At 60.3% G+C, this 24654-nt stretch carries 28 protein-coding genes; 16 read left to right on the top strand and 12 right to left on the bottom strand.

Annotated features, from left to right (window positions below):
* Positions 1–45 precede the first annotated feature (45 nt).
* On the top strand, positions 46–717 hold the full coding sequence (gene queE / locus GKQ23_RS05775; protein WP_212410008.1) for a 7-carboxy-7-deazaguanine synthase QueE: 672 nt from the start codon (positions 46–48) through the stop codon (positions 715–717).
* A 176-nt stretch (positions 718–893) separates the two neighbouring features.
* Here the strand turns inward: queE and GKQ23_RS05780 are convergent, their stop codons facing one another.
* Positions 894–1763: an MBL fold metallo-hydrolase gene (locus GKQ23_RS05780; RefSeq protein WP_212410009.1), complete on the bottom strand. Its 870-nt coding sequence runs from the start codon at positions 1761–1763 to the stop codon at positions 894–896.
* Between the two features lie 102 nt (positions 1764–1865).
* On the opposite strand from GKQ23_RS05780, the gene GKQ23_RS05785 reads away from it, so the two are divergent.
* Positions 1866–2777: a LysR family transcriptional regulator gene (locus tag GKQ23_RS05785; RefSeq protein ID WP_056232361.1), complete on the top strand. Its 912-nt coding sequence runs from the start codon at positions 1866–1868 to the stop codon at positions 2775–2777.
* A gap of 136 nt (positions 2778–2913) precedes the next feature.
* On the opposite strand, the gene GKQ23_RS05790 is transcribed toward GKQ23_RS05785, so the two are convergent.
* The 4 genes from GKQ23_RS05790 to GKQ23_RS05805 all read right to left on the bottom strand — a co-directional run bounded on the left by GKQ23_RS05790 (position 2914) and on the right by GKQ23_RS05805 (position 6054).
* Positions 2914–3687 (bottom strand): amino acid ABC transporter substrate-binding protein, encoded by a 774-nt coding sequence (locus GKQ23_RS05790; protein ID WP_056232099.1) that lies wholly within the window; start codon positions 3685–3687, stop codon positions 2914–2916.
* Positions 3688–3721: 34 nt separating this feature from the next.
* Entirely contained in the window at positions 3722–4489 is a 768-nt protein-coding gene (locus GKQ23_RS05795) for an amino acid ABC transporter ATP-binding protein (RefSeq protein WP_212410010.1), read from the bottom strand.
* Positions 4482–5165 carry an amino acid ABC transporter permease gene (locus GKQ23_RS05800; protein WP_056232103.1) on the bottom strand — a complete coding sequence of 228 codons (684 nt, stop codon included), beginning with the start codon at positions 5163–5165 and terminating at the stop codon, positions 4482–4484. The genes GKQ23_RS05795 and GKQ23_RS05800 overlap by 8 nt, the downstream gene beginning before the upstream one ends.
* A 325-nt stretch (positions 5166–5490) precedes the next feature.
* A complete protein-coding gene (locus tag GKQ23_RS05805; protein WP_249168478.1) occupies positions 5491–6054 on the bottom strand; it encodes a TetR/AcrR family transcriptional regulator in 564 nt (187 codons plus the stop codon).
* A gap of 137 nt (positions 6055–6191) precedes the next feature.
* Between GKQ23_RS05805 and GKQ23_RS05810 the strand changes: the two genes are divergently transcribed.
* The gene (locus tag GKQ23_RS05810; RefSeq protein ID WP_212410012.1) at positions 6192–6731 is read left to right on the top strand and encodes an HPP family protein; all 540 of its coding nucleotides are present in this window, start codon (positions 6192–6194) and stop codon (positions 6729–6731) included.
* Positions 6732–6786: 55 nt separating this feature from the next.
* Here the strand turns inward: GKQ23_RS05810 and GKQ23_RS05815 are convergent, their stop codons facing one another.
* The 4 genes from GKQ23_RS05815 to queD all read right to left on the bottom strand — a co-directional run bounded on the left by GKQ23_RS05815 (position 6787) and on the right by queD (position 9022).
* Positions 6787–7392 carry an inorganic diphosphatase gene (locus tag GKQ23_RS05815; RefSeq protein ID WP_212410013.1) on the bottom strand — a complete coding sequence of 202 codons (606 nt, stop codon included), beginning with the start codon at positions 7390–7392 and terminating at the stop codon, positions 6787–6789.
* A gap of 155 nt (positions 7393–7547) precedes the next feature.
* The gene (locus GKQ23_RS05820) at positions 7548–8123 is read right to left on the bottom strand and encodes a PIN domain-containing protein (RefSeq protein WP_212410014.1); all 576 of its coding nucleotides are present in this window, start codon (positions 8121–8123) and stop codon (positions 7548–7550) included.
* Entirely contained in the window at positions 8120–8578 is a 459-nt protein-coding gene (locus GKQ23_RS05825; protein ID WP_072166260.1) for a helix-turn-helix domain-containing protein, read from the bottom strand. Before GKQ23_RS05825 ends, GKQ23_RS05820 begins: the two co-directional genes overlap by 4 nt.
* An 84-nt stretch (positions 8579–8662) precedes the next feature.
* Positions 8663–9022 carry a 6-carboxytetrahydropterin synthase QueD gene (queD, locus tag GKQ23_RS05830; RefSeq protein WP_048917133.1) on the bottom strand — a complete coding sequence of 120 codons (360 nt, stop codon included), beginning with the start codon at positions 9020–9022 and terminating at the stop codon, positions 8663–8665.
* A gap of 288 nt (positions 9023–9310) precedes the next feature.
* Between queD and cysJ the strand changes: the two genes are divergently transcribed.
* The 4 genes from cysJ to GKQ23_RS05850 all read left to right on the top strand — a co-directional run bounded on the left by cysJ (position 9311) and on the right by GKQ23_RS05850 (position 14928).
* A complete protein-coding gene (gene cysJ, locus GKQ23_RS05835) occupies positions 9311–11101 on the top strand; it encodes an NADPH-dependent assimilatory sulfite reductase flavoprotein subunit (RefSeq protein WP_101505299.1) in 1791 nt (596 codons plus the stop codon).
* Positions 11101–12828, top strand: coding sequence for an assimilatory sulfite reductase (NADPH) hemoprotein subunit (gene cysI / locus GKQ23_RS05840; protein WP_212410015.1), 1728 nt, complete (start codon positions 11101–11103; stop codon positions 12826–12828). Before cysJ ends, cysI begins: the two co-directional genes overlap by 1 nt.
* A 1-nt stretch (position 12829) precedes the next feature.
* The gene (locus tag GKQ23_RS05845) at positions 12830–13561 is read left to right on the top strand and encodes a phosphoadenylyl-sulfate reductase (protein WP_101505298.1); all 732 of its coding nucleotides are present in this window, start codon (positions 12830–12832) and stop codon (positions 13559–13561) included.
* Positions 13562–13749: 188 nt separating this feature from the next.
* A complete protein-coding gene (locus GKQ23_RS05850; RefSeq protein WP_212410016.1) occupies positions 13750–14928 on the top strand; it encodes a M20 aminoacylase family protein in 1179 nt (392 codons plus the stop codon).
* Here the strand turns inward: GKQ23_RS05850 and GKQ23_RS05855 are convergent.
* Complete coding sequence (locus GKQ23_RS05855) at positions 14925–15209, bottom strand: YciI family protein (protein ID WP_212410017.1); 285 nt, start codon at positions 15207–15209, stop codon at positions 14925–14927. The genes GKQ23_RS05850 and GKQ23_RS05855 overlap by 4 nt on opposite strands.
* Before the next feature lie 513 nt (positions 15210–15722).
* On the opposite strand from GKQ23_RS05855, the gene cysG reads away from it, so the two are divergent.
* The 9 genes from cysG to truD all read left to right on the top strand — a co-directional run bounded on the left by cysG (position 15723) and on the right by truD (position 23299).
* Entirely contained in the window at positions 15723–17138 is a 1416-nt protein-coding gene (cysG, locus tag GKQ23_RS05860; RefSeq protein WP_212410018.1) for a siroheme synthase CysG, read from the top strand.
* Between the two features lie 13 nt (positions 17139–17151).
* Positions 17152–18060, top strand: a complete 909-nt coding sequence (cysD, locus tag GKQ23_RS05865; protein WP_056232136.1) for a sulfate adenylyltransferase subunit CysD — start codon at positions 17152–17154, stop codon at positions 18058–18060.
* 9 nt (positions 18061–18069) lie between these two features.
* Positions 18070–19497, top strand: a complete 1428-nt coding sequence (gene cysN, locus GKQ23_RS05870; RefSeq protein ID WP_212410019.1) for a sulfate adenylyltransferase subunit CysN — start codon at positions 18070–18072, stop codon at positions 19495–19497.
* Positions 19497–20102: an adenylyl-sulfate kinase gene (gene cysC, locus GKQ23_RS05875; RefSeq protein WP_056232141.1), complete on the top strand. Its 606-nt coding sequence runs from the start codon at positions 19497–19499 to the stop codon at positions 20100–20102. Before cysN ends, cysC begins: the two co-directional genes overlap by 1 nt.
* Before the next feature lie 85 nt (positions 20103–20187).
* A complete protein-coding gene (locus tag GKQ23_RS05880) occupies positions 20188–20508 on the top strand; it encodes a DUF3561 family protein (protein WP_056232366.1) in 321 nt (106 codons plus the stop codon).
* Between the two features lie 235 nt (positions 20509–20743).
* Positions 20744–21058: a cell division protein FtsB gene (gene ftsB / locus GKQ23_RS05885; protein ID WP_212410020.1), complete on the top strand. Its 315-nt coding sequence runs from the start codon at positions 20744–20746 to the stop codon at positions 21056–21058.
* An 8-nt stretch (positions 21059–21066) separates the two neighbouring features.
* Complete coding sequence (gene ispD, locus GKQ23_RS05890) at positions 21067–21774, top strand: 2-C-methyl-D-erythritol 4-phosphate cytidylyltransferase (protein ID WP_212410021.1); 708 nt, start codon at positions 21067–21069, stop codon at positions 21772–21774.
* Positions 21774–22250: a 2-C-methyl-D-erythritol 2,4-cyclodiphosphate synthase gene (gene ispF / locus GKQ23_RS05895; RefSeq protein ID WP_056232149.1), complete on the top strand. Its 477-nt coding sequence runs from the start codon at positions 21774–21776 to the stop codon at positions 22248–22250. The genes ispD and ispF overlap by 1 nt, the downstream gene beginning before the upstream one ends.
* Positions 22250–23299 (top strand): tRNA pseudouridine(13) synthase TruD, encoded by a 1050-nt coding sequence (gene truD, locus GKQ23_RS05900; RefSeq protein ID WP_212410022.1) that lies wholly within the window; start codon positions 22250–22252, stop codon positions 23297–23299. Before ispF ends, truD begins: the two co-directional genes overlap by 1 nt.
* Before the next feature lie 168 nt (positions 23300–23467).
* Here the strand turns inward: truD and GKQ23_RS05905 are convergent, their stop codons facing one another.
* Together GKQ23_RS05905 and GKQ23_RS05910 are read right to left on the bottom strand one after the other, a co-directional pair.
* The gene (locus tag GKQ23_RS05905) at positions 23468–23815 is read right to left on the bottom strand and encodes a hypothetical protein (RefSeq protein WP_212410023.1); all 348 of its coding nucleotides are present in this window, start codon (positions 23813–23815) and stop codon (positions 23468–23470) included.
* Between the two features lie 8 nt (positions 23816–23823).
* The gene (locus GKQ23_RS05910; RefSeq protein ID WP_056232158.1) at positions 23824–24594 is read right to left on the bottom strand and encodes a sel1 repeat family protein; all 771 of its coding nucleotides are present in this window, start codon (positions 24592–24594) and stop codon (positions 23824–23826) included.
* Positions 24595–24654: the final 60 nt, after the last annotated feature.

Below are 24654 nucleotides of genomic sequence, written 5' to 3' on the forward strand. Positions count from 1 at the left end.
CTGCCATAATCTGCGCCCGTTATTTAGCCACCAGTCGAGAAGTCAATGCAGTACCCGATAAATGAAATGTTCCAGACGTTGCAGGGCGAAGGGATTTATACCGGCGTTCCGGCAATTTTTATCCGCCTGCAGGGATGCCCGGTGGGCTGCAGCTGGTGTGATACCAAACACACCTGGGATAAGCTGGCCGATCGGGAAACCTCACTGGGCGATATCCTGCTGAAAACGGTGGAAACCGATGCCTGGGGCGCGGCCGACGCCGCAGCGCTGATTGCGGTTGTCCGCCAGCACGGTTGGACGGCGCAGCATATTGTGATTACCGGCGGTGAGCCGTGCATTCACGACCTGACGCCGCTGACCGCCGAACTGGAGCAGCAGGGCTTCAGATGCCAGATAGAAACCAGCGGCACCCATGAGGTGCGCTGCACCGCCACCACCTGGGTGACGGTGTCGCCGAAGGTGAATATGCGCGGCGGCTACGACGTGCTGCATTCGGCGCTGGTTCGTGCCGATGAAGTGAAGCACCCGGTGGCCCGCCAGCGCGATATCGACGCGCTGGACGAGCTGCTGGCGACGCTCATCGACGATAAGGCGCGGATTATCGCGCTGCAGCCGATCAGCCAGAAGGACGATGCCACTAAGCTGTGCATCGACACCTGTATTGCCCGCAACTGGCGGCTGTCGATGCAGACCCACAAGTACCTGAATATTGCCTGATGCCACGTTCACCGGCGTTCTCCACGCCGGTGAACATCGCCACGTATCGAGGCCACGTTCGTCACCGCACACAGCCCTGAAGACGCCGTAAACGGAACGTTTCAGGCCGGCTCTGCCGCACGGGATTACCGCTGCGACTGCCGCCCGCTACGCCTGTGTTACCTTTGCAAACGCCGTTACGGCCACTGCATTTCCCCTTTCAGCACTTTCGCACTCAGTTCCAGGCTCGACACGTCTTTCAACGCCGGATAGCTGGCCTTCATCGCCTCGGTAAAGGCGACGGCGTCTTTGGTCTGCGTCAGCGTCTCCTCGGCTTTTTTCAGGTAGTTCAGCGTAAAACTAACCGACTCTAATGATTCCGCTGCCCCTGGCAGGAAGTGCCCCGGGATCACCCGCTGCGGCTGCAGCGCGGCGATCGCCTGCAGCTTCTGCTGCCACACTTCGCGCGCGGCTTTGGTCTGCGCGTCCGCCAGCCAGACGTGAATATTGTCACCGGACACCTGCACGCCGCCGAGCACGGTTTTCAGCGCCGGCACCCACAGCCAGCCGTTCTGCGGCTCCGCGCCGTGGCTGCCCTGAACTTCAACGATCTGGCCGTCAACGGTGAAGCTGCTGCCCGCCAGCACCTGCGGCACGATCAGCGATTTTGGCGCGTTGTCGCCCATTTTCGGGCCCCAGAACGCCAGCTTATGGTCTTTGGTCTGGTTGATCAGCGCGACGGTGGCGGCGGTGGCGACGATCTTAGCCTGTGGAAACGCCTGCTTAATGGTGTCGAGGCCGAAGTAGTAGTCGGGATCGGACTGGCTGATAAACACCGTGGTCAGCTTTTTGCCGGTGGCCTTAATGCGTCTGACCAGTTCTTCGGCGTCGTTACGCTGGAACTGGGCGTCGATCAGCACCACTTCGTGCGGGCCGGAGATGATCTCGCTGGAGACCGGGAAAATGCTGGCTTCGCCCGGATTATAAACCTGCAGCTGCAGCGGTTCGGCGGCGTAAAGCGGGGCGCTGGCCGCGCCGGCCAGCAGTAAAATCGATAAACGTTTCATGGCAGTTAACCTGTGATGCGAAAAGTCCCCTATTGTGGATTGCAAAACGGGCCGGATAAACCGACTATCAGGCAACAGATTGTTGCATAAAACGGGCATATGATGGACAGGCTGACCGCAGCACAGGTTTTTATCACTATCGTTCAGCGCGGCAGCCTGTCGGCGGCCGCGGAAACGCTGGCGATGTCGCGGGCGATGGTCACCCGCTATCTGACGCAGATGGAGAGCTGGTCCGGGGCGCGACTGCTGCACCGCAGCACCCGCCGCCTGAGCCTGACCCCGGCCGGGGAGCATGCGCTGGCCCGCTGTCAGCAGCTGATGGCGCTGGCCGTGGAAATCGAGAACAGCAACCAGCCGGAAGGGGACGCGTTGTCTGGGCTGCTGCGCGTCTCCTGTTCACTGTCGCTGGGGCAGAGCGTGCTGATGGCGGCGATTGACACCTTCCAGCGTCAGCACCCGCGCATCCGTATCGATCTGCATATCAGCAACCAGCGGGTCAACCTGGTGGAGGAGCGCATCGATCTGGCGTTGCGCATTACCTCACAGCTGGAGCCCAACCTGATCGCCCGCCCGCTGCATCGCTGCCGGTCGGTGATCTGCGCCTCAGCGGACTATCTGACGCGCAGCGGCACGCCGCAGACGCCGGCGCAGCTCGCACAGCACAACTGCCTGGCCTATTCGCACTTTGGCAAAAGCCTGTGGCACTTCAGTCGGGGTGAGGAACTGGAGGCGGTGGCGGTGAGCGGTAATCTCAGCGCCAACGATTCGGTGATGCTGCTGGCCGCCACGCTGGCCGGCAGCGGTATTTCAATGCAGCCGACCTTCAGCGCCGGGCCGTATCTGGCCAGCGGCCAGCTGGTGGCGCTGCTGCCCGAGTGGCAGCTGGAGGACCTCGGCGTTTACGCCATCTACACCTCACGCCAGCACCAGTCGCCGCGGCTGCGCGCGTTACTGGATTTTCTGGCGCAGTGGTTCAGCGGCGATGAAGCGGCACGATTGTTAAACGGCGAGTAGAGGGGGCTTACAGGGTTTGGCACGGTTGTTAAACGCGGATCGGTGCGGCTTGCAGATGGCGGCTCGGCTTACAGGCGGGGCGTAGCGGGACTTTGCGACAGGCGCGAAGATCCGCGCCTGTCGCCGGGCTGTTACCTTATTTCGACACGTCAGCACCGAAGTACTGCTGCGAGATGCGCTGGTAAGTGCCGTCACTCTTAATGCTGGCTAAGGCCTTATCGATCGCCGCCTTCAGCTCCGGATTACCTTTACGGATCAGGATCCCTTCCTGCTCGGCGTCACTCTGGGTGGCGACGATTTTCACCGGCGCGTCCGGCTTATGCTTTTTAAAGTCGAGGAACGACAGGTTGTCGTTGATGGTGGCATCGGCGCGGCCGCTGGCGACCAGATCAACCGACTGGTTAAAGCCGTCGGTACCAACGATCTCCGCCTTATATTTGCGCGCCAGTTCTGCGAAGTTGCTGGTCAGCGACTGGGCAGATTTCCTGCCGTTCAGATCTTCAAAGGTCTTCACGCTGGTGTTGTCGTTACGCACGATCAGCGCCGCTTTGGAGCTGATATAGGGTTCGGAGAAATCATACTTCGCCTGACGTGCCGGAGTGATCGACACCTGGTTAATCACCGCTTCATACCGGTTAGCATCCAGCCCGGCTACCAGGCCATCCCATTTGCTCTCGACAAATTCCGCCTTTACGTTGAGGCGTTTTGCCACTTCGCGGCCAATTTCGACGTCGAAGCCGGTCAGCTTGCCGCTGGCGTCATGGAAGGTGAAGGGCGGATAGGTGCCTTCGGTACCGATTTTCAGCACCCCGGCGGACTGGATTTTTGCCAGATCGTCAGCAGCCAGTGCGCCGCCTGCGAAGCCGAGCTGAACCAGGCCTGCAAAGACCAGCGTTGCGAGTGTTTTCATCTTAGTGCTCCTGAATGCCGTGTGTGGTTGTGGTTTAAATTTCCCATGAATCGGGCAGGGTTTCGGTCAGCGTTGAGATAAACGCCCGGGTTCGGGTCTTTTGTGCCCGGGTAAAAATATCGCGTGAAGTGCCGGATTCGACGATTTCACCCGCCTCCAGAAACACCACGTTATTGGCGATATTGGCCGCCAGCCGCAGGTCGTGGGTGGCCATCAGCATGGTGGTGCCCTCCAGCGCCAGCTGCCTGAGTACCGCGACCACTTCCACCGCCAGTTCCGGGTCCAGCGCCGAGGTCGGTTCGTCGCACAGCAGCACCCTGGGTGACGGTGCCAGCGCACGGGCAATCGCCACGCGTTGCTGCTGGCCGCCGGAAAGCGTCGACGGCCAGGCATCCCGCTTATGCAGCATGCCGACCTTCTCCAGCAGCGCTTCCGCCCGCGCCCGCGCCTGGTCACGTGACTGTTTCTGTACCACGATCAGCCCTTCGGTGATGTTCTCAATCACCGTCAGGTGCGGGAACAGCTGAAAATTCTGAAATACCATGCCGGTCTGCCCGGCGATGCGCTGCAGGTCTTTTCTGCCCACCCGCGGGCTGCCGGTAAAGACGATCTGCTCGCTGCCGATGGTCAGTTCACCCGCCTGCGCGATCTCCAGCAGGTTAATGCAGCGCAGCAGGGTGCTTTTGCCGCTGCCGGACGGGCCGATCAGCGCGGTGACGCTGCCTTCGTTAATGGTCAGGTTGATGTTCTTCAGGACCGGGTTGTCATCAAAACTTTTCTCAATGCCGGATAACTTAATCATGGCTATGCACCTTACGCGGGGCAGTATTTTCCAGCTTTTTTTCCAGCCGCGTCTGCAGGGCGGACAATACCGAACTGATTAACAGATAAATAATCGCCGCTTCGGTATAGAGGATCAGCGGCTGATAGGTAACGGCAGCGATGCGCTGCGCGGCGAGGAACAGCTCGGGCACGGTAATAACCGAGGCCAGTGAGGTATCCTTTACCAGTGAAATAAAGGTATTCGACAGCGGCGGCACGGCGATACGTGCCGCCTGCGGGATGACGATGCGCCGCAGCGCCTGGGGCCAGCTCATGCCAATCGAATGCGCCGCTTCCCACTGTCCCTTGGGCACCGACAGCAGCGTAGCGCGCACGATCTCCGAGCTGTAAGCACCGATGTTCAGCGTAAAGCCGATCACCGCCGCCGGGAAGGCGTCAATGGTGATGCCCGCGCTGGGCAGCGCGTAGAAAATCAGAAACAGCTGCACCAGCAGCGGCGTGCCGCGGATCAGCCAGACGTAGAAACGCACCAGCTGCTTTAACGGTTTTGGGCCATACAACCGCGCCAGCGCCACCAGGAAACCGAGCGACAGGCCGAGCACGAAGGAGATTAAGGTGAGTGGAATGGTGAATGTCAGGCCGGCGTACAGCATCGGCCAGAAGGAGTCTATTGCTAACGTCAGCCATGTGGGCATCGGGCACCTTTCCTGGATCGTAGTATTTCTTATCTGAACTTATGGCGGGAGCGTAGCACGGTGGTGAAAACCGCCCTTATATCGTCATTTAATATAGTAGACGGAATAAGAATAAGTTTATTTTGGCTAAGCTTGCGACAAAAAAACATAAAGCCGGGCTTATCTGTTTGGTTGAAAGTAAGGGCGCTTAAGCGGCATTAGCTGTCAGAGACTGAGCACCCGATGCCGCTCTTTAGTGGCGGCACGGGTCGTAATAAGTCACGTCTGGGGGGCAGGGGCGGCAAAGGTTAGCGGCTGACAGTGCTAAGCCTGCAGGGCAAAGACATTACTGAGCATAAGTGGGGAAGCGCGTAGCGGCAAGCGCATGCATTCCTGAACGGTACAGTTCGCGATCGGCGTCGATGTCGCCAAATTCTGCTGTGACGATCAGCCCCTCAAACCAGGTCAGGAGCAGTGACGTGCAAACCTCAGACCGCGCCTCGTCGACGTCAAAAGCGCAGGCAATCAGCGCCTTAAGCCAGGCCTTATGCTGCTGTGCACGATCGGCCAGGAGCCGATCGGCGTATTTGAACTCCGCAAAGGCGTGCATAAACATGCAGCCTTTGAAATCTGCTTCGCGAAACCAGGCGAAATGCCAATCCAGAAGGGCATTAAGCTTCTCTTCAGTGGACGAACCGGCGATGACGGCCTTGCCCAGCGTATTTTCAAAACGCTGATGACGTCGGATCAGTACAGCTTCAATCAGCTTATTTTTGGAACCAAAATGCCGGTACATCGACGTTTTAGATACCCTGGCGTGATCCCTGATCAGGTCAACCCCTACGGCTGAATAACCGAACTGGTTAAACAGGGTCTCAGCAACGTCCAGAATGTGTTCACTTTTACTCACAAAATTGTTCCTCTCTACCCGCAAAATCAGCATTGCCGTTAAGTGTACAGATCTGTACATTTTGACTTGTACAGATCTGTACGTTTAAGGCTACCACAGAACCTTGTGGTTTAACGTTGAGCATTAAGGAGAGAGAGATGAAAAAATTATCCGGCGGTGGCCAGTTGCCACCCAGACCTGGCGTGATGCAGTTGGTCAGGGGATTTATCGGCAGCACTCTGGGGATCCTGCTGCTGGGGTATCTGGCTGCGTCAACCGGCGTACCCTGGCTAATGGCACCGTTTGGGGCAACCTGCGCACTGCTGTTTGCCGTACCAGCATCGCCACTGGCACAGCCTCGTAACGTGATCGGCGGGCATCTGATCGCTGCGGCGGTGGGCATGACTGCGCTTTATACGCTGGGAGATTCAGCGATCGTCATGTCCGTCGCAGTCGGTCTGGCTATCTTGCTGATGCAGGTTACGCGAACAGTTCATCCCCCTGCTGGTGCCAACCCGATCGTAATCATTCTTGCCGGACAGCAGGTGATGAACTGGTCTTTCCTGCTGACGCCGGTTCTGTTAGGCAGTGTTGCGCTGGTGATTCTCGCCACTCTGGTAAATAACTCAGGTAAAGAGCAGCGCTGGCCGCACTACTGGCACGGTTATATTCGCCGTAAGGGGGGAGTTAAGGGTTAAGCAGAAAGGGGGGGGGACAGGTGTGGGCAGCCCGTCACCACCCGCACCTGTTGCCTTACTGAGCGGCTTTCGCTTTATAAGCGTCATAGGCCGCTTTGATTTCGGTTTTGGCGGCGGCGGCATCGCCGAAGCCGTTCAGCTCGACCTTCTTACGGCCTTCCGGCAGCTGTTTGTAGACGCGGAAGAAGGCTTCCAGGCGCTGCTGTTCAATCTTTGGCAGGTCGCTGACTGACTTAATGTCGTCGTAAGTCGGGTCGATCTTGCTGGCCGGCACCGCGACGATCTTATCGTCGGACTCGCCGCCGTCGATCATTTTCAGCACGCCGATCGGGCGCAGTTTGATCAGCGTACCGGGGGCCATCGGCGCGCGGGTGTAGAAGACAACGTCCAGCGGATCGTTGTCACCGCCCAGCGACTGGGTCAGTGAGCCGTAGTTGGCCGGGTAGGCTACCGGCATCGACTGGAAACGGTCGGCGATAATAAAGCCGGTTCTGGCGTCGGTTTCATACTTGATAATGCCGCCGGCCGGGATCTCGGTCAGGGCGTAGAACTCTTCCGGGTTATTTTCCGGCTGCGGAAAGTCGAGGATATTAATGGTACTGGCCTGGGCGCAGGCTGAAAAAACCAGGGCAAGAACAGACAGTTTGCTTAACAGCTTCATCGTTGATTCTCTTGATCTTTAATGAGTGAGCCAACAATGTAGTGGGGGGGAATGACAGGGAGATGACAGGAAAGTAAAGCGGGGTAAACCTGAGAATCAATCAGTCTGTTAGCGATTCCAGCCTGTAAAAGCACAGTTTTAGCATCAGAGCTTCTTTAGAGCAGACCGCTAAGTGGACGCAGTCGCGATACGGTCTCTGGTAACTGCTGGCGCAGCAGGCAATCGAGAAATTCGTCAGCGCTAAAAGGTGGAGATTTCAGGCTGGCCCGTTGGCGTCGGGCTGCCTCCAGTACGAGGGTAATATCCAAATCGCTCAGGCTGGTGATGAAACTGTCGGGGTGGATTGCACGCAAATTCCATCTGGTTAGAACCTCATCCGGAAAATCCTTCAGATTGAATGTCACAATTTCTGCTGCCTGAGCGACTATCGCTGCAGCCACAACATGTCGGTCGTCTTTGTCGGGCAGCCCGGTAATGGAATCAATTAATTCACGATATCCGGTTACCCGTGCGTCGGGAGCATGTCTGTCCATCAATGCCCTGACACGCTCTAATTGAGGTCTGGCTAACTCTTTACGATTCAGTAACAGGTTCCTGATCCACTCTTCATGGATATCTTCTGTCCAGTGCGCCCGGAACTGTCCTCCGGCAGCGAGGTACATGAGGAAACTGCGTAACGGTGCCGGATAAAGAACGCAGGCATCAAGTACTACGGCATAACCCGCGCTCATTCGTATCCCATTCCGAGTTGCTGATCGATTGCCCCAAGTTGATCCAGTGCATCAAGGCGGGCATTTTTGAGCCGATCCCGGTAAGCCAGTACATCGGAAAAGCGAATCTTTCGGCGGTTGCCAGTGCGATGATAAGGCAGCTCGGCCGAGTCCAGAAGGCGAATCAGTGTCGGACGGGAAATATTAAGCATATCAGCGGCTTCCTGAGTGGTCATCTCAGCACCAACCGGGACCAGCCGAACAGCGTTACCTTCACCCAGCTCTGTCAGCACATCTACCAGCAAACGGAGTGCGTTGACCGGAATACGAACATTATGGACCTGGCCACGTTTATCAGTCACGGAGACCTGCTGAGTCTCAGCGCGCGTTTCGAGGATGGCAGAAAGTTCGCGGCTGCAAAGTTTTGCTAGCTCGGCTTCATGTTGTGAAGGCAGCTTGTTCTGTAATGTGGTCATTGCCTGTTCCTGAAAGCATTTATTCGAAATTTTCGCAAATAAACAGGGAGTGTGCAATGACTATTTTTTGTACTGCTGCATTACTTACCCGCGATAAACGCAACCCGCCGTGCAGGTCTCTTTGACCATTACCGCGCTCAGCAGGGGCAGCACAGGTTTCATCTGCTGCCAGATCCAGGCGGCCAGCACTTCGCTGGTCGGGTTCTCAAGGCCCGGGATGTCGTTCAGGTTGTAGTGATCCAGACGATCGTAGACCGGCTTAAAAGCCGCTTTGATCTCGGAGAAGTCCATTACCCAGCCGGTATGCGCGTCCACTTCGCCGGTAATTTCCAGCCGCACCATAAAGGAGTGGCCGTGCAGGCGGCCGCATTTGTGCCCGGCCGGCACGTTCGGCAGGTGGTGGGCGGCTTCGAATTGAAAATCTTTAAACAGCGTGGTGGCCATGATAGCAGTCTCAGTCTTTTAGCGGGAAAACCGCGGCAGGATACCGGAAAACGGCTTTTTTCGCACCCGTTTAGCGGCGGATGCCAATAAGTGAAAGTGTAAACGGAAAATGCAGATTTTAAGCTTATGAAAAATATAGGGTTAATCAACCTGTTTTGGTGTTATCGCTTACCCGAAAAACCACTTAGTCATTTTGGTTATTAATTATTTCCAACCTTTATTTAAGGGTTATTATACCAGGCCTTAACCTGTCCCCTATAGACCTTCGACTGTGGAATTTTCGACGCAATGACATCCAACATGCTTCCGTTAAACCCGGAGCAGCTTGCCCGCCTGCAGGCCGCCACCGGTGATTATTCTCCAACCCAGCTGGCCTGGCTGTCCGGGTATTTCTGGGGCATGGTCAATCAGGCCCCTGGTGCGGCGATCGCGCCGGCACCGGCGGCCGCTGAAATCCCCGCCGTGACCATCCTCTCCGCCTCGCAGACCGGCAACGCCCGTCGCCTGGCGGAACAGCTGCGTGACGATCTGCTGGCGGTGAAGCTGAACGTTAACCTGGTGAACGCCGGTGACTACAAGTTCAAGCAGATCGCCCAGGAGAAACTGCTGGTGGTGGTGACCTCCACCCAGGGAGAAGGGGAAGCGCCGGAAGAAGCGGTGGCGTTACATAAGTTCCTGATGTCGAAGAAAGCGCCGAAGCTTGACGGTAACGCCTTTGCGGTGTTCGGCCTTGGCGATACCTCCTACGAGTTCTTCTGCCAGGCAGGGAAAGATTTCGACAGCAAACTGGCGGAGCTGGGCGCAGAGCGGCTGGCCGATCGCGTGGATGCGGACGTCGACTATGCGGCGCAGGCAGAAGCCTGGCGCAAACAGCTGACCGATATTCTCAAGGCGCGGGTGCCGGACGCCGGCGCGGCACAGCTGGCTGTCGCCACCAGCGGCAGCGTTAACGAAATCCACAGCAGCCCGTACAGCAAAGAGGCACCGCTGACCGCCAGCTTAGCGGTTAATCAGAAGATCACCGGCCGGGACTCCGATAAAGACGTGCGCCATATTGAAATCGACCTCGGCGATTCCGGTCTGCGCTATCAGCCCGGCGATGCGCTGGGCGTGTGGTTTGAGAACGATCCACAGCTGGTGCAGGAGCTGCTCGGCCTGCTGTGGCTGAAGGGCGACGAGCCGGTCGGGGTGCATGGCCAGACGCTGCCGCTGGCCGAAGCGCTGCAGAAACACTATGAGCTGACGGTGAACACGCCGCAGATTGTCGAGCAGTACGCAAAGCTGTCGCGTAACGAGGTGCTGCTGGCGCAGACCGCGGAGAAAGCGCAGCAGCAGCACTATGCGCAGACCACACCGATAGTCGATATGGTGCGCTATGCGCCGACCGAACTGAACGCCGAACAGCTGACCGGCCTGCTGCGTCCGCTGACCCCGCGCCTTTACTCGATCGCCTCTTCACAGGCCGAGAACGAGACCGAGGTGCACATTACCGTTGGCGCGGTACGCTACGAGATTGAAGGCCGTGCGCGCGCCGGCGGTGCCTCCAGCTTCCTCGCCGACCGGCTGGAAGAGGACGCTGAAATCCGCGTGTTTATCGAGCACAACGACAACTTCCGCCTGCCGGCCAACCCGGAAACGCCGGTGATTATGATTGGTCCGGGCACCGGCATCGCGCCGTTCCGTTCCTTTATGCAGCAGCGCGACGCCGAAGGCGCGGCCGGCAGGAACTGGCTGTTCTTCGGCAATCCGCACTTCACCGAGGATTTCCTCTATCAGGTGGAGTGGCAGCGTTATGTCAAAGACGGCCTGCTGACCAATATCGATCTGGCCTGGTCGCGTGACCAGAAACACAAGGTTTACGTGCAGGATAAGATCCGCGCCAGAGGGGCCGAAGTGTGGCGCTGGCTGCAGGAGGGCGCGCACATTTACGTGTGTGGCGATGCTAACCGCATGGCGAAAGACGTTGAGCAGGCGTTACTGGACGTGGTGGCCGAATACGGTGCGATGGACACCGAATCGGCAGATGAATTCTTAAGCGAGCTGCGCGTTGAGCGCCGCTATCAGCGAGATGTGTACTAATGAGCGATATCAAATACCCGGGCCCGCTGGTGGTCGAAGGCAAGCTGGTTGACGCCGAGCGCCTGAAAAAACAGAGCAACTATCTGCGCGGCGGCATTGCCGAGGACTTAAACGACGGCCTGACCGGCGGTTTTAACGGCGATAACTTCCTGCTGATCCGGTTCCACGGTATGTACCAGCAGGATGACCGCGACATCCGCGCCGAGCGCGTGGAGCAGAAGCTGGACGCGCGTCACGCGATGATGCTGCGCTGCCGCCTGCCGGGCGGCATCATCACCCCGACCCAGTGGCTGGCGATTGAGAAGTTCGCCACCGATAACACCATTTACGGCAGCGTGCGCCTGACCAACCGTCAGACCTTCCAGTTCCACGGCATCCTGAAGGGCAACGTGAAGCCGGCGCATCAGATGCTGCACGAAGTCGGGCTGGACGCGCTGGCCACCGCCAACGACGTTAACCGTAACGTGCTGTGCAGCTCCAACCCGGTGGAGTCTGAACTGCATCAGGAAGCCTACGAATGGGCGAAAAAGCTCTCTGAGCACCTGCTGCCGCAGACCCGCGCCTATGCGGAAGTGTGGCTGGATCAGGAGAAGGTGGCGACCACCGACGTTGAGCCGATCCTCGGTGAAACCTATCTGCCGCGTAAGTTCAAAACCACCGTGGTGGTGCCGCCGCACAATGACGTCGACCTGCACGCCAACGACCTGAACTTTGTGGCGATTGCTGAGAACGGCAAACTGATCGGCTTTAACCTGCTGGTGGGTGGCGGACTGTCTATCGACCACGGTAACAAGGCTACCTACGCGCGCACCGCCACCGAACTGGGCTATCTGCCGGTGGAGAAGGTGCTCGACGTGGCGGCGGCGGTAGTCACCGTCCAGCGCGACTGGGGCAACCGTACCGATCGTAAAAACGCCAAAACCAAATACACCCTGGAGCGCGTGGGTCCGGAGGTCTTTAAGGCGGAAGTTGAGCGCCGCGCCGGCATTACCCTTGAGGCGACGCGCCCGTATGCGTTCACCACCCGCGGCGACCGCTTCGGCTGGGTGAAGGGCATCGACAACAAGTGGCACCTGACGCTGTTCGTGGAAAACGGCCGCCTGATGGACTATCCGGGCCGTCCGCTGAAGAGCGGCATCGCCGAGATCGCCCGCGTGCACCAGGGCGATTTCCGCCTGACCGCCAACCAGAACATTATCGTCGCCGGCGTACCGGAAGCTGAAAAAGATCGTATTGAGCAGATCGCGGTCGCCCACAGCCTGATGGAGAGCGTCAGCCATCAGCGTGAAAACTCGATGGCCTGCGTGGCCTTCCCGACCTGCCCGCTGGCGATGGCCGAAGCCGAACGCTTCCTGCCGGAGTTCGTCACCCGCGTTGAGGGGATCATGAACGGCCACGGCGTCGGCGATGAGCACATCGTGCTGCGCGTGACCGGCTGCCCGAACGGCTGCGGACGTGCGCTGCTGGCTGAAGTAGGCCTGGTGGGCAAGGCCCCGGGGCGTTACAACCTGCATCTGGGCGGCAACCGCATGGGCACGCGCATTCCGCGCATGTACCGCGAAAACATCAACGAAGAGCAGATCCTTGCTACCCTTGATGAACTGATTGGTCGCTGGGCAAACGAGCGCGAAGCCGATGAAGGCTTCGGTGATTTCACCATCCGTAGCGGCATTATCGCTCCGGTACTCGACCCGGCACGGGATTTCTGGGAAGTCAAAGAGGCGTGATATGGCAGTTCTCGATCTCAACGCACTGAAGGCACTACCGAAGGTTGAGCAGGTGATGGCGCTCGCCGAAATTAACAACCGGCTGGATAAGCTCTCCGCTGAGGATCGCGTGATCTGGGGGCTGGAGAACCTGCCCGGTGAGGCGGTGCTCACCTCCAGCTTCGGCATTCAGGCGGCGGTGAGCCTGCACCTGGTTAACCGGCAGAAGCCGGGAATCCCGGTGATCCTGACCGATACCGGCTATCTGTTCCCGGAAACCTACCAGTTCATTGATGAGCTGACGGAGAAGCTGGATCTCAACCTGCAGGTGTTCCGCGCCGCACAGAGCGCGGCGTGGCAGGAAGCGCGCTACGGCAAGCTGTGGGAGCAGGGCGTTGAGGGCATTGAGCGCTATAACCAGATCAACAAGGTCGAGCCGATGAACCGCGCGCTGCAGACGCTGAACGCGCAGACCTGGTTTGCCGGCCTGCGACGCGATCAGTCCGGCAGTCGGGCGCATCTGCCGGTGCTGGCGATTAAGAAGGGCGTGTTCAAGCTGTTGCCGATCATCGACTGGGACAACCGTCAGGTCTATCAGTACCTGCAGCAGCACGGCCTCGGCTATCACCCGCTGCGGGAGCAGGGCTACCTGTCGGTGGGCGACACCCACACCACCCGTAAATGGGAGCCGGGCATGGCAGAAGAAGAGACGCGCTTCTTTGGCCTGAAACGCGAGTGCGGTCTGCACGAGTAACCGCTGCTCTGCCCGTTGTACCATGAAGCCGCCCCTGGTTTGCCAGGGGCGTTTTTTTTTATCGTATTTTTACGAATGTCCCGCAGCCGCTGGCTGGCTTAGATTAGGAGGAATTGTCGGCGGGCTCAGCACGCCGGGCCGGCCATCTCTCCCCCTCCGCGGGGGCCACCAGCAGGGAGAAGGACTTCATGTTTGACCACATTCTGCAAGGCGTTGGCGCGCTGGAAGCCGAGTTCACCCGCGTCCGCCACGCTATCCACCAACACCCGGAAACCGGCTTTAACGAACACCGCACCAGCAAGCTGGTGGCGGAGCGGCTGCAAGAGTGGGGTTATCAGGTGCAGCGCGATATCGCCAGCACCGGGCTGGTCGCCACTCTTAAAATGGGCAAAAGCAGCAGGGTACTCGGCATTCGCGCCGAAATGGATGCGCTGCCGATTGTCGAGGAGAGCGGCCTGCCGTGGAGCAGCCTGCATCCCGGCGTGTCGCACATGTGCGGCCATGACGGCCACACCACCATGCTGCTGTGCGCGGCGCGCTATCTGGCGACGACGCGCAACTTCAACGGCACGCTGAACCTGATTTTCCAGCCTGCCGAAGAGCTGTTGTGCGGCGGCAGCCGGATGATTGACGAGGGGCTGTTCGACAACTACCCCTGCGATATGCTGTTTGCCATGCATAACCTGCCGGGGCTGGCCGCCGGGGAGTTTTACTTCCGCCAGGGCGTTACCATGGCCTCCGGCGATACGATTGAGATTGATGTTAACGGAGTGGGCGGCCACGGGGCATTTCCGCATAAGGCCACCGACACGGTGCTGGTATGCGCGCATATCGTGCTGGCGCTGCAGTCGATCGTCGCACGCAACGTCGATCCCTTCGCCCCGGCGGTGGTCACCATCGGCAGCCTGCAGGCGGGCGATACCGCGAACGTGATCCCCGGCAGCGGCTGCCTGAAGCTGACCGTGCGTACGCTGGATAAGGCCGCGCGCCAGCAGGTGCTGGAAAGGATTGAGACGATTGCCACCGCGACCGCGCAGGCATATGGCGCCACGGCGCAGCTGCGCCACATCGCCGGCAGCCCGGTGCTGATCAACGCTGCGGAGGCGACCGACTTTGCCCGCCAGGTAGGGACTGAGCTGTTTGGCGCAGCGAAATGCCACGACGGGGTGCAGGTGATGGCCAGCGAGGATTTTGCCTGGATGCTGGAGCAGCACCCTAACGGGTGCTATATCAACATCGGTAACGGCACCGAGGGGGCCAACGGCGTACCGGTGCACAACGGCCACTACGACTTTAACGATGCCAATATCCTGCCCGGCGCGGCGCTGTGGGTGGGGATTACCGAACGTTATCTGGCCTGCGATTAAATCCCGGTCAGGCCGCTGAATTTATCCGCCGAGCGGGTGATATTCACTTTGGTAACGTCGTAGCGCGCCACCGCCTGGAACGGATCTTCCGCCAGGATCTGATCCAGCTGTTTCCTGTCCATCTCCTTCACCATCACCATGCCGCCATCGCGCGGATCTTTACGCCCGGCGCTGATAAAGGCGCCGGCTTTAAAGTAGCGGTTAATCCACTCAATGTGCGGCTCCAGCAGCGCTTCCACGTCTTCCATCGGGCGGGTGTAGGTCAGGAACACAATATACATGCAGAACTCCGTTATCAGGGGGTAGTCAGTTCGCGGACCCGCAACAGCAGCGCCGTCACGCAGTCATGGGGGCGGCGGGGGATGTGCCCGGGTGAGCGATCGATGCCGCTCAGGTTATCACGTTGCGCCCGGTTGTGCAGGGCGGCGGGAAGTGCCGGCGCACCACCCGCGGCAGAGTGGCCGCCAGGCCGCCGGGCTGGCGGGCTGGCCCAGGCCGGTCGGCATCACCAACAGGCCGTCACGAAGTCGTGAGAGCAGCGGAATTCCTGAGTCGTCATCCCGTGACGAACGAGGCAAAATATTTGGTCACCACGGTATGAAAGTGTGAGGACGGTTGCAAAATTTCATTTGCGGCGAAAGGCCCGAAATATCATCCGTTAAGCACATTTTGTTCGCTGCTTTACCAGGTCGTTATTCCATTCGGTAACTACTCATTCCAAATAGTAATTTCATAAGACTTAATGTGGGAACGTATAGTCCCGTTAACGTTATGTGATTATTGATAAGGTCCTCGTGGAATATCTTCCCCTCTTTGCTCAGATCAGAGACAAACCGGTGCTGGTGGTGGGTGGCGGCGACGTGGCCGCGCGCAAAATCGAGCTGCTGCGTCGCGCCGGCGCGCGCGTGCAGGTGGTCTCCCGCGAGCTGTGCGAGGAGCTGGCTGAACTGCACGCTGACCAGCAGATCGCATGGCTGGCAACGGATTACCAGGCAAGCCAGCTGGACCGGGTGTTTCTGGTGATTGCCGCCACCGACGACGGCGAGCTGAACGGCCAGGTATTCCAGGATGCCACCGATCGCTACCTGCTGGCCAACGTGGTCGATGACCAGCCGAAATGCTCCTTTATCTTCCCGTCTATCGTCGATCGCTCCCCGCTGGTGGTGGCGATCTCCTCCAGCGGTACCGCGCCGGTGCTGGCGCGGCTGCTGCGTGAGAAGATTGAAACGCTGCTGCCCGCTAACCTCGGGCAGATGGCGGAAATCGCCGGTCAGTGGCGGGAAAAAGTCAAAGACCGCTTCAGCAAAATGTCCGACCGCCGCCGCTTCTGGGAGAAGGCCTTTAACGGCCTGTTTGCCAGCCAGGTCGGCTCCGGCAACATTAGCGGTGCGAAAGCGACCCTCGACCAGCAGCTCAGCGAACCGGAAGCCCGGCAGGGCGAGATTATCCTCGTCGGTGCCGGGCCGGGCGACAGCGGGCTGCTGACCCTGCGCGGGCTGCAGGTGATGCAGCTGGCCGACGTGGTGCTGTATGACCATCTGGTCAGCCCGGAAGTGCTGGACCTGGTGCGCCGCGACGCCGACCGCATCTGCGTGGGCAAGCGCGCCAGCGAACACGTGCTGTCGCAGGAGCAGACCAATGCCCTGCTGGTGAAGCTGGCCCTGGAGGGCAAGCGCGTGGTGCGCCTGAAGGGCGGCGATCCCTTTATCTTTGGCCGCGGCGGCGAAGAGCTGCAGGCGGCGAAGGCGGCCGGCATTCCGTTCCAGGTGGTGCCGGGCGTGACCGCCGCCGCCGGGGCGACCGCTTACGCCGGCATCCCGCTGACCCACCGCGACTACGCGCAGAGCGTGCTGTTTATTACCGGCCAGTGCCGCGCCGACGGTGCCGGCACCGACTGGCCGTCGCTGGCCCGCGCCCGCCAGACGCTGGCGATCTATATGGGCAGCGCCAAAGCCGGGGATATCTCCCGCGAACTGATTGCCCACGGCCGCGATCCGCATACCCCGGTGGCGGTGATCGGTCGCGGCACCCGCCAGGATCAGCAGGTGCTGACCGGCACCCTGGAACAGCTGGAAACGCTTGCCGCTGAGGCTCCCACTCCGTCGCTGCTGGTGATTGGCGAAGTGGTGAAGCTGCATCAGCAGCTGGCGTGGTATCAACATTCTGCACAGCAGGCCGGGCGTGAGTCCGCCGTTGTGAATTTGGCTTGAGGAAAAAGGTGTTATGGATCAAAAACGACTGACTCATCTGCGTCAACTGGAGGCGGAGAGCATCCATATTATCCGCGAAGTGGCGGCAGAGTTCTCCAACCCGGTGATGATGTACTCGATCGGGAAAGACTCATCGGTGATGCTGCACCTGGCGCGCAAGGCCTTTTATCCGGGCACGCTGCCGTTCCCGCTGCTGCACGTTGATACCGGCTGGAAATTCCGCGAGATGTACGAATTCCGCGACCGCACGGTGAAGAACATCGGTGCCGAGCTGCTGATCCACCGTAACCCGGAAGGGGTGGCGATGGGCATTAACCCGTTCGTCCACGGCAGCGCCAAGCACACCGACATCATGAAAACCGAAGGTCTGAAGCAGGCGCTGGACAAGTACGGCTTTGACGCCGCCTTCGGCGGTGCCCGCCGTGACGAAGAGAAGTCGCGCGCCAAAGAGCGTATCTACTCGTTCCGCGACCGCTTCCACCGCTGGGACCCGAAAAACCAGCGCCCGGAGCTGTGGCACAACTACAACGGCCAGATCAACAAAGGCGAAAGCATCCGCGTGTTCCCGCTCTCCAACTGGACCGAGCTGGATATCTGGCAGTATATCTTCCTGGAAAATATCGAGATTGTTCCGCTGTACCTGGCCGCCGAGCGTCCGGTGCTGGAGCGTGACGGCATGCTGATGATGATCGATGACGATCGCATCGACCTGCAGCCGGGCGAGAAGATCGAACAGCGTAAGGTGCGTTTCCGTACCCTCGGCTGCTGGCCGCTGACCGGTGCCGTTGAGTCGGAAGCCGGCACGCTGCCGGAGATCATTGAAGAGATGCTGGTTTCCACCACCAGCGAACGCCAGGGGCGGATGATTGACCGCGATCAGGCCGGCTCCATGGAGCTGAAGAAACGCCAGGGTTATTTCTAAGGAGCCGTCATGAACACCATTATTGCACAACAGATCGCTGACCAGGGCGGCGTGGAAGCCTGGCTGCACGCGCAGCAGCATAAGAGCCTGCTGCGGTTTCTCACCTGCGGCAGCGTCGATGACGGCAAAAGCACGCTGATTGGCCGCCTGCTGCACGATACGCGGCAGATCTATGAAGACCAGCTCTCCACGCTGCATAACGACAGCAAGCGCCACGGCACCCAGGGCGAGAAGCTTGACCTGGCGCTGCTGGTCGACGGCCTGCAGGCCGAACGCGAGCAGGGCATCACCATTGACGTGGCCTACCGCTACTTCTCTACCGAGAAGCGCAAGTTCATCATTGCCGACACCCCCGGCCACGAGCAGTACACGCGTAATATGGCCACCGGTGCCTCAACCTGTGACCTGGCGATCCTGCTGATCGACGCGCGTAAAGGCGTACTGGATCAGACCCGTCGCCACAGCTTTATCTCCACGCTGCTGGGGATCAGACACCTGGTGGTGGCGGTGAACAAAATGGATCTGGTTGACTACAGCCAGGAACGTTTTGAGCAGATTAAGCAGGAGTATCTGGACTTCGCCGGCCAGCTGCCTGCCGACCTTGATATCCGCTTTGTGCCGCTGTCGGCGCTGGAAGGGGAGAACGTGGCGGCACCGGGCACGGCGATGAACTGGTACAGCGGCCCGACCCTGCTCGACGTGCTGGAGACCGTTGAGGTGCAGCGTGAGGCGCAGCAGCAGCCGGTGCGCTTCCCGGTGCAGTACGTCAATCGCCCGAACCTCGACTTCCGCGGTTACGCCGGTACGCTGGCCTCCGGGGTGATTGAGGTCGGCCAGCGCGTTAAGGTGCTGCCTTCCGGCGTCGAATCTTCCGTGGCGCGCATCGTCACCTTTGACGGCGACCTGCAGCAGGCGCACGCCGGTGAAGCCATTACCCTGGTACTGAAAGATGAGATCGACATCAGCCGTGGCGACCTGCTGGTGGCCGCCGATGCCGACCTGCAGGCGGTGCGCGGCGCGTCGGTGGACGTGGTGTGGATGGCGGAACAGGCGCTGACGCCGGGCCAGAGCTTCGACGTTAAGATCGCCGGCAAGAAAACCCGCGCGCGGGTGGAAAAAATTCAGCATCAGGTGGAGATTAACAGCCTCGCGCAGCACGCGGCGGACACACTGCCGCTGAACGGCATTGGCCTGGTCGATCTGATCTTTGACGAACCGGTGGTGCTGGATCCGTATCAGCAGAACCCGGTCACCGGCGGTTTGATCCTGATCGACCGTCTGAGCAACGTCACCGTCGGTGCCGGCATGGTGCGCCAGCCGCTGGCGGAAACGGCACAGGCCGCGGGCAACTACAGCGCCTTTGAGCTGGAGCTGAACGCGCTGGTACGTCGTCACTTCCCGCACTGGAACGCACGCGATCTGCTGGGCGGTCAGTAATGGCCGAACACGACGACAACGTGGTGTGGCATTCGCACGCGGTAACGCGTGCGGAGCGGGAACAGCAGCGCGGCCATCAGGGCGCGGTGCTGTGGTTTACCGGGCTTTCCGGATCGGGTAAATCGACGGTGGCCGGGGCGCTGGAACAGGCGCTGCACCGTGCCGGCGTCAGCACCTATCTGCTCGACGGTGACAACGTGCGCCACGGCCTGTGCCGGGACCTCGGCTTCAGCGATGACGATCGTAAAGAGAATATCCGCCGGGTGGGTGAGGTGGCGAAGCTGATGGCTGACGCCGGGCTGGTGGTGCTGACCGCCTTCATCTCACCGCACCGCGCCGAACGGCAGATGGTGCGTGACCTGCTGGACGAAGGGCGCTTTGTCGAGGTGTTTGTCGACACGCCGCTGGCGACCTGTGAAGCGCGCGATCCCAAGGGGCTGTACAAGAAGGCGCGCGCCGGTGAGCTGCGTAACTTCACCGGCATCGATGCGGTGTATGAAGCGCCTGAACGACCGGAAATTCATCTGGATGGCGAACAATTGGTAACAACTTTAACCGTTCAACTGTTAGATCTGCTGCGCCAGCGCGATATTATCAAACCCTAAGACATTTCTGGCCTGCGCCGCTTTCAGGGGCAGCCGGGCGGGGGGCGGCACCGGCCGCTCCCCGATGGTCGTTAACGGGAAAGCTATGAATAACGTCACCCCCATGCTGGCAGGTAAAGAACAACACGAACGTCAGGAGACCTCCGGGTTATTCCCCGGCGGCGTGGCCGGATTTGCGTCCTGGTGGCTGGCGCTGGCCGTTCCCTTCCTGTTCTACGGCGCTAACACGCTGTTTCTGTTCCTCTACACCTGGCCGTTCTTCCTCGCGCTGCTGCCGGTTTCGGTATTTACCGGTATGGCGGCCTGCACCCTGCTGCGCGGCCACCTGTTCTGGTCCATACTGGTGACGGTGCTGGCGGTATTTGGCCTGTTCTGGCTGCTGTTCAGCCTGCTGACCGGCTGGTAGCGGCCTGCCCTGCGTGTGAGCGCACGGTGCTGCGCGATTAAATTTTACCTGCACTCCGTGTGAGAGTGCATCGCTGCGTTACAAAATTTTACCCGCGTGGCGGGGTAATTCACGCCGTTTTGCTGTTTTTTAACGCAGTTTTATCGCCTGCGGCGCGAAAGCGCGGCTATTTCGCTGGCACAGTGGAGTCGTGCCGCAAGTTATGGGATGATTGAGCCGTTTTTCAGGGGGCGGGATGGGAAAACTTACGCTGCTGTTACTTGCACTTCTTGGCTGGCTGCAATATTCGCTCTGGCTGGGCAAGAACGGCATACACGACTATACGCGGGTTAACGGTGATGTTGCTGTGCAACAGGCCGGTAACGCCAAGCTAAAAGCACGCAACGATCAGCTGTTTGCCGAAATCGACGATCTTAACGGCGGTTCGGAGGCGATTGAGGAGCGCGCACGCAACGAGCTGGGGATGATTAAACCCGGTGAGGTATTCTATCGCCTGGTGCCGGACCAAAGTAAACGAACCGCGCAGCAGGGCCGAGCAGCTAACCAGTAACTATAACGATGAACCCAGCCTCTTTTCCGCAGGTGATTGCCGTGGTCCCCGCTGCGGGTATCGGCAGCCGTATGCAGTCCGAGCGTCCGAAACAGTATCTCACCATCGCGGGCAAAACCATTCTGGAGCACAGCCTGGCGGCGCTGCTGGCGCACCCGGCGGTCAGCCGGGTGATTGTCGCCATCAGCCCTGACGACCGCTGGTTTGCCGCGCTGCCGGCCGCCCGCGACTCGCGCATCAGCGTGGTCACCGGCGGTGGCCAGCGCGCCGATTCGGTGCTTTGCGGCCTGCAGGCGGCGGCAGGGGCTGACTGGGTGCTGGTGCACGATGCCGCGCGGCCGTGCCTGCACCTGGACGATTTAAGCCGCCTGCTGGCGCTGACCACCACCAGCCAGACCGGCGGCATTCTGGCGGCCCCGGTGCGTGACACCATGAAGCGTTCCATGGCGGACGGCAGCATCGATCACACCGTCGAGCGTGAGGCGCTGTGGCACGCGCTGACCCCGCAGCTGTTCCCGCTGGCGCTGCTGCGCAACTGCCTGCAGCGCGCGCTAAGCGAGGGGGCTACCATCACCGATGAGGCCTCCGCGCTCGAGTACTGCGGCTATCGTCCCGAACTCGTCAGCGGCCGCAGCGACAACCTCAAGGTCACGCGACCGGAAGATCTCGCGCTGGCCGCCTTCTATCTGACCCAATTTGACCAACAGGAGCGCTAATGCGTATTGGACACGGTTTTGACGTACATGCTTTTGGCGGCCCAGGCCCGCTGATTATCGGCGGCGTGCGTATCCCTTACGAGAAAGGGCTGCTGGCCCACTCGGACGGTGACGTGGCGCTGCATGCGCTGACCGACGCGCTGCTCGGCGCGGCGGCGCTGGGCGACATCGGCAAGCTGTTCCCGGACACCGATGACGCCTACAAAGGCGCGGACAGCCGCGTGCTGCTGCGTGAGGCAATGCGCCAGATTGCCGCCAAAGGCTACCGCGTCGGCAACGTCGACGTGACGATTATCGCCCAGGCACCAAAGATGCTGCCGCACTCGCCGCAGATGCGCATCAATATCGCGGAAGATCTCGGCGTCCATATGGATCAGGTCAACGTCAAGGCGACCACCACCGAGAAGCTGGGCTTCACCGGCCGCGGTGAGGGCATCGCCTGTGAAGCCGTGGCGCTGCTGCTGAAGGCCGAATAATGGATCTCGCGAAGCAGGGCTACCTGTATGGTCAGCCGCAGGCCAGCGGCGTGCTCAAGGCCAGCCCGCAGGATTTTGTGGTGGTGGAAGATCTCGGCTACGCGCCGGACGGCGACGGCGAGCAGCTGCTGGTGCGCATCCGTAAAACCGGCTGCAACACCCGCTTTGTGGCCGAGGCGCTGGCGAAGTTTGTCAAAATTCACCCGCGCGACGTCAGCTTTGCCGGTATGAAGGACCGCCACGCGGTAACCGAGCAGTGGTTCTGTCTGCGCCTGCCGGGTAAAACCACGCCGGACATGCGCGACTTCGTGCTGGAGGGGGTTGAGGTGCTGGAGAGCGCGCGCCACCGCCGCAAGCTGCGCACCGGCGCGCTGCAGGGCAACGCTTTCACCCTGGTGCTGCGCGACATTGACGACCGTGACGCCGCCGAACGGCGGCTGCAGCAGATCGCCGCCGGCGGCGTGCCGAACTACTTCGGCAGCCAGCGCTTCGGCCACGGCGGCAGCAACCTGCTGATGGCGCAGCGCTGGGCGGCAAATGAGATCCAGGTGCGCGAGCGCAACAAGCGCAGCTTCCTGCTCTCCGCCGCGCGCAGCGCGATGTTTAATCAGGTGGTCAGCGACCGTCTGGCACAGCAGGGCGGCTTAACCCAGGTATTGCCGGGCGACGCGCTACAGCTGACCGGGCGCGGCAGCTGGTTTGTCGCCGACGCCGCCGAGCTGGAAAGCTTACAGCAGCGCGTTAACGCCGGTGAGCTGCGAATTACCGCACCGCTGCCGGGCAGCGGTGAACCCGGCCCGCTGCATGACGCGCTGGCGTGCGAGCAGCAGAGCCTGGCCGGTCAGGAGCCGCTTATCGCGCTGCTGACCCGTGAGAAGGTCGACGCCGCCCGCCGCGCCATGCTGGTGGTGCCGCGCGACCTGCGCTGGACGTGGCAGGACGACCACACGCTGGCGCTGAACTTCTGGCTGCCGGCCGGCAGCTTCGCCACCAGCGTGGTGCGCGAGCTGCTGCGGGTCGGGGATGATGCTAACGGGGCGGATGAATAATCCCGCTTTCTGCGCAACGCGGTGATGCGTTTATCAGGCCTGCATGAAAATGCAGGCCTTTTTACTGCCCGTCATTCACTCGTGGTGAGAGGGATATCGCCTGGGCCACGTCGGCGGTGACATCTGCTGGCCGGGAGCAGGGCTTTCAGCCTGGCTCAACGGCTGAGTTCACCGGTTCTTTATCAGCGTACCGTTAATCACCGTACAGCTGATGGCAAACAGCTCATCGCGCTGGTAAAACACCACCTCATCGCTGACCCAGTCGGCCAGCACCGGGAAACCGGTTTGGAAGTTAAACCGCGGCAAAATATCGTTATCTTTTATGACGGCGCGCAGCCCGGTGAGCCACAGCCTGTCCTCGGCGATCTGCCAGTCGGCGGTGTAACCGCGCCAGCAGCAGCTGACGGTATCGTTAAGATCGCGCGTCACCTTTATGCTGTGCGTCCGGATATAACTGTTCAGCGGCTCGCAGCGCAGCAAAAACGTCTGGCCGTCGAGGTGCAGACGATCTTTCATCTGATCCGTCATCGGACGGACCTGCCGTTGATGCCCGCCTGCGGCGCTTCACCGAAAAACCGGTCTACCCCCAGCAACGGCTGCGCCCGGTGGCCGTACATCGATTTCGAGACCAGATAGCCGACGATGGTGCAGCGCGCCATCAGGCACTTCTCATCGGGGAAGCCGGCTTTAACCATGCTGTAGTAGAGCTGATTCAGCCCGTCGATAATCTGATCGGCGGCGGTGCCCTCCTTCACCCGCTCCAGCCCGCCACCGTAAATGGAGTATGGGATGCCGGTACGGGTGACAAAATCGCGTACGTACTGCGGCGTGCTGTTGCTGGCGGCCTCCAGTTCATACTCGATCACCTGGCTGGTCGCCCCGGATGCCTTACAGACTGCGGCATAAAAGCGGCAGCCGGCCAGCAGGGTCATAAACGGCAGGCCGTCGGCATCCTGGCTGCGCAGGGTAAACTCCGCCAGGTGGATGGTGCCAAGCCCGGCGCGGTCCGCCGCCTCCAGCATAAACAGCAGCTCGTTAGCCTGCGGATGGCCGCCCATCGCCGCCTTGTAATAGCAGTCGGCAGCGATATCGATATCGTAAGGGGTGATATGCCCGGCGGCGTAGATCAGCGCCAGATTGTAATAGGCGGAGATATGGCCGCCCGCGGCCGCCCGGCTCAGCAAAGGGTGAGCCTCGTACCAGTTGCCCTGCGACAGCGCGATAACGCCATCTTCATAAGCCTGTTCGGTAGCCTGGTCACTGCTTTTAAAAAAGGGATTGCGGAAAAGCGCCATCGCATAGGCCTGCTGGAGAATATTGTCAGCTATTTTGTGAGCAGGGGCGCAGAAAAACAA

It is taken from the genome of Erwinia sp. E602, assembly GCF_018141005.1.
GTDB lineage: Bacteria > Pseudomonadota > Gammaproteobacteria > Enterobacterales > Enterobacteriaceae > Erwinia.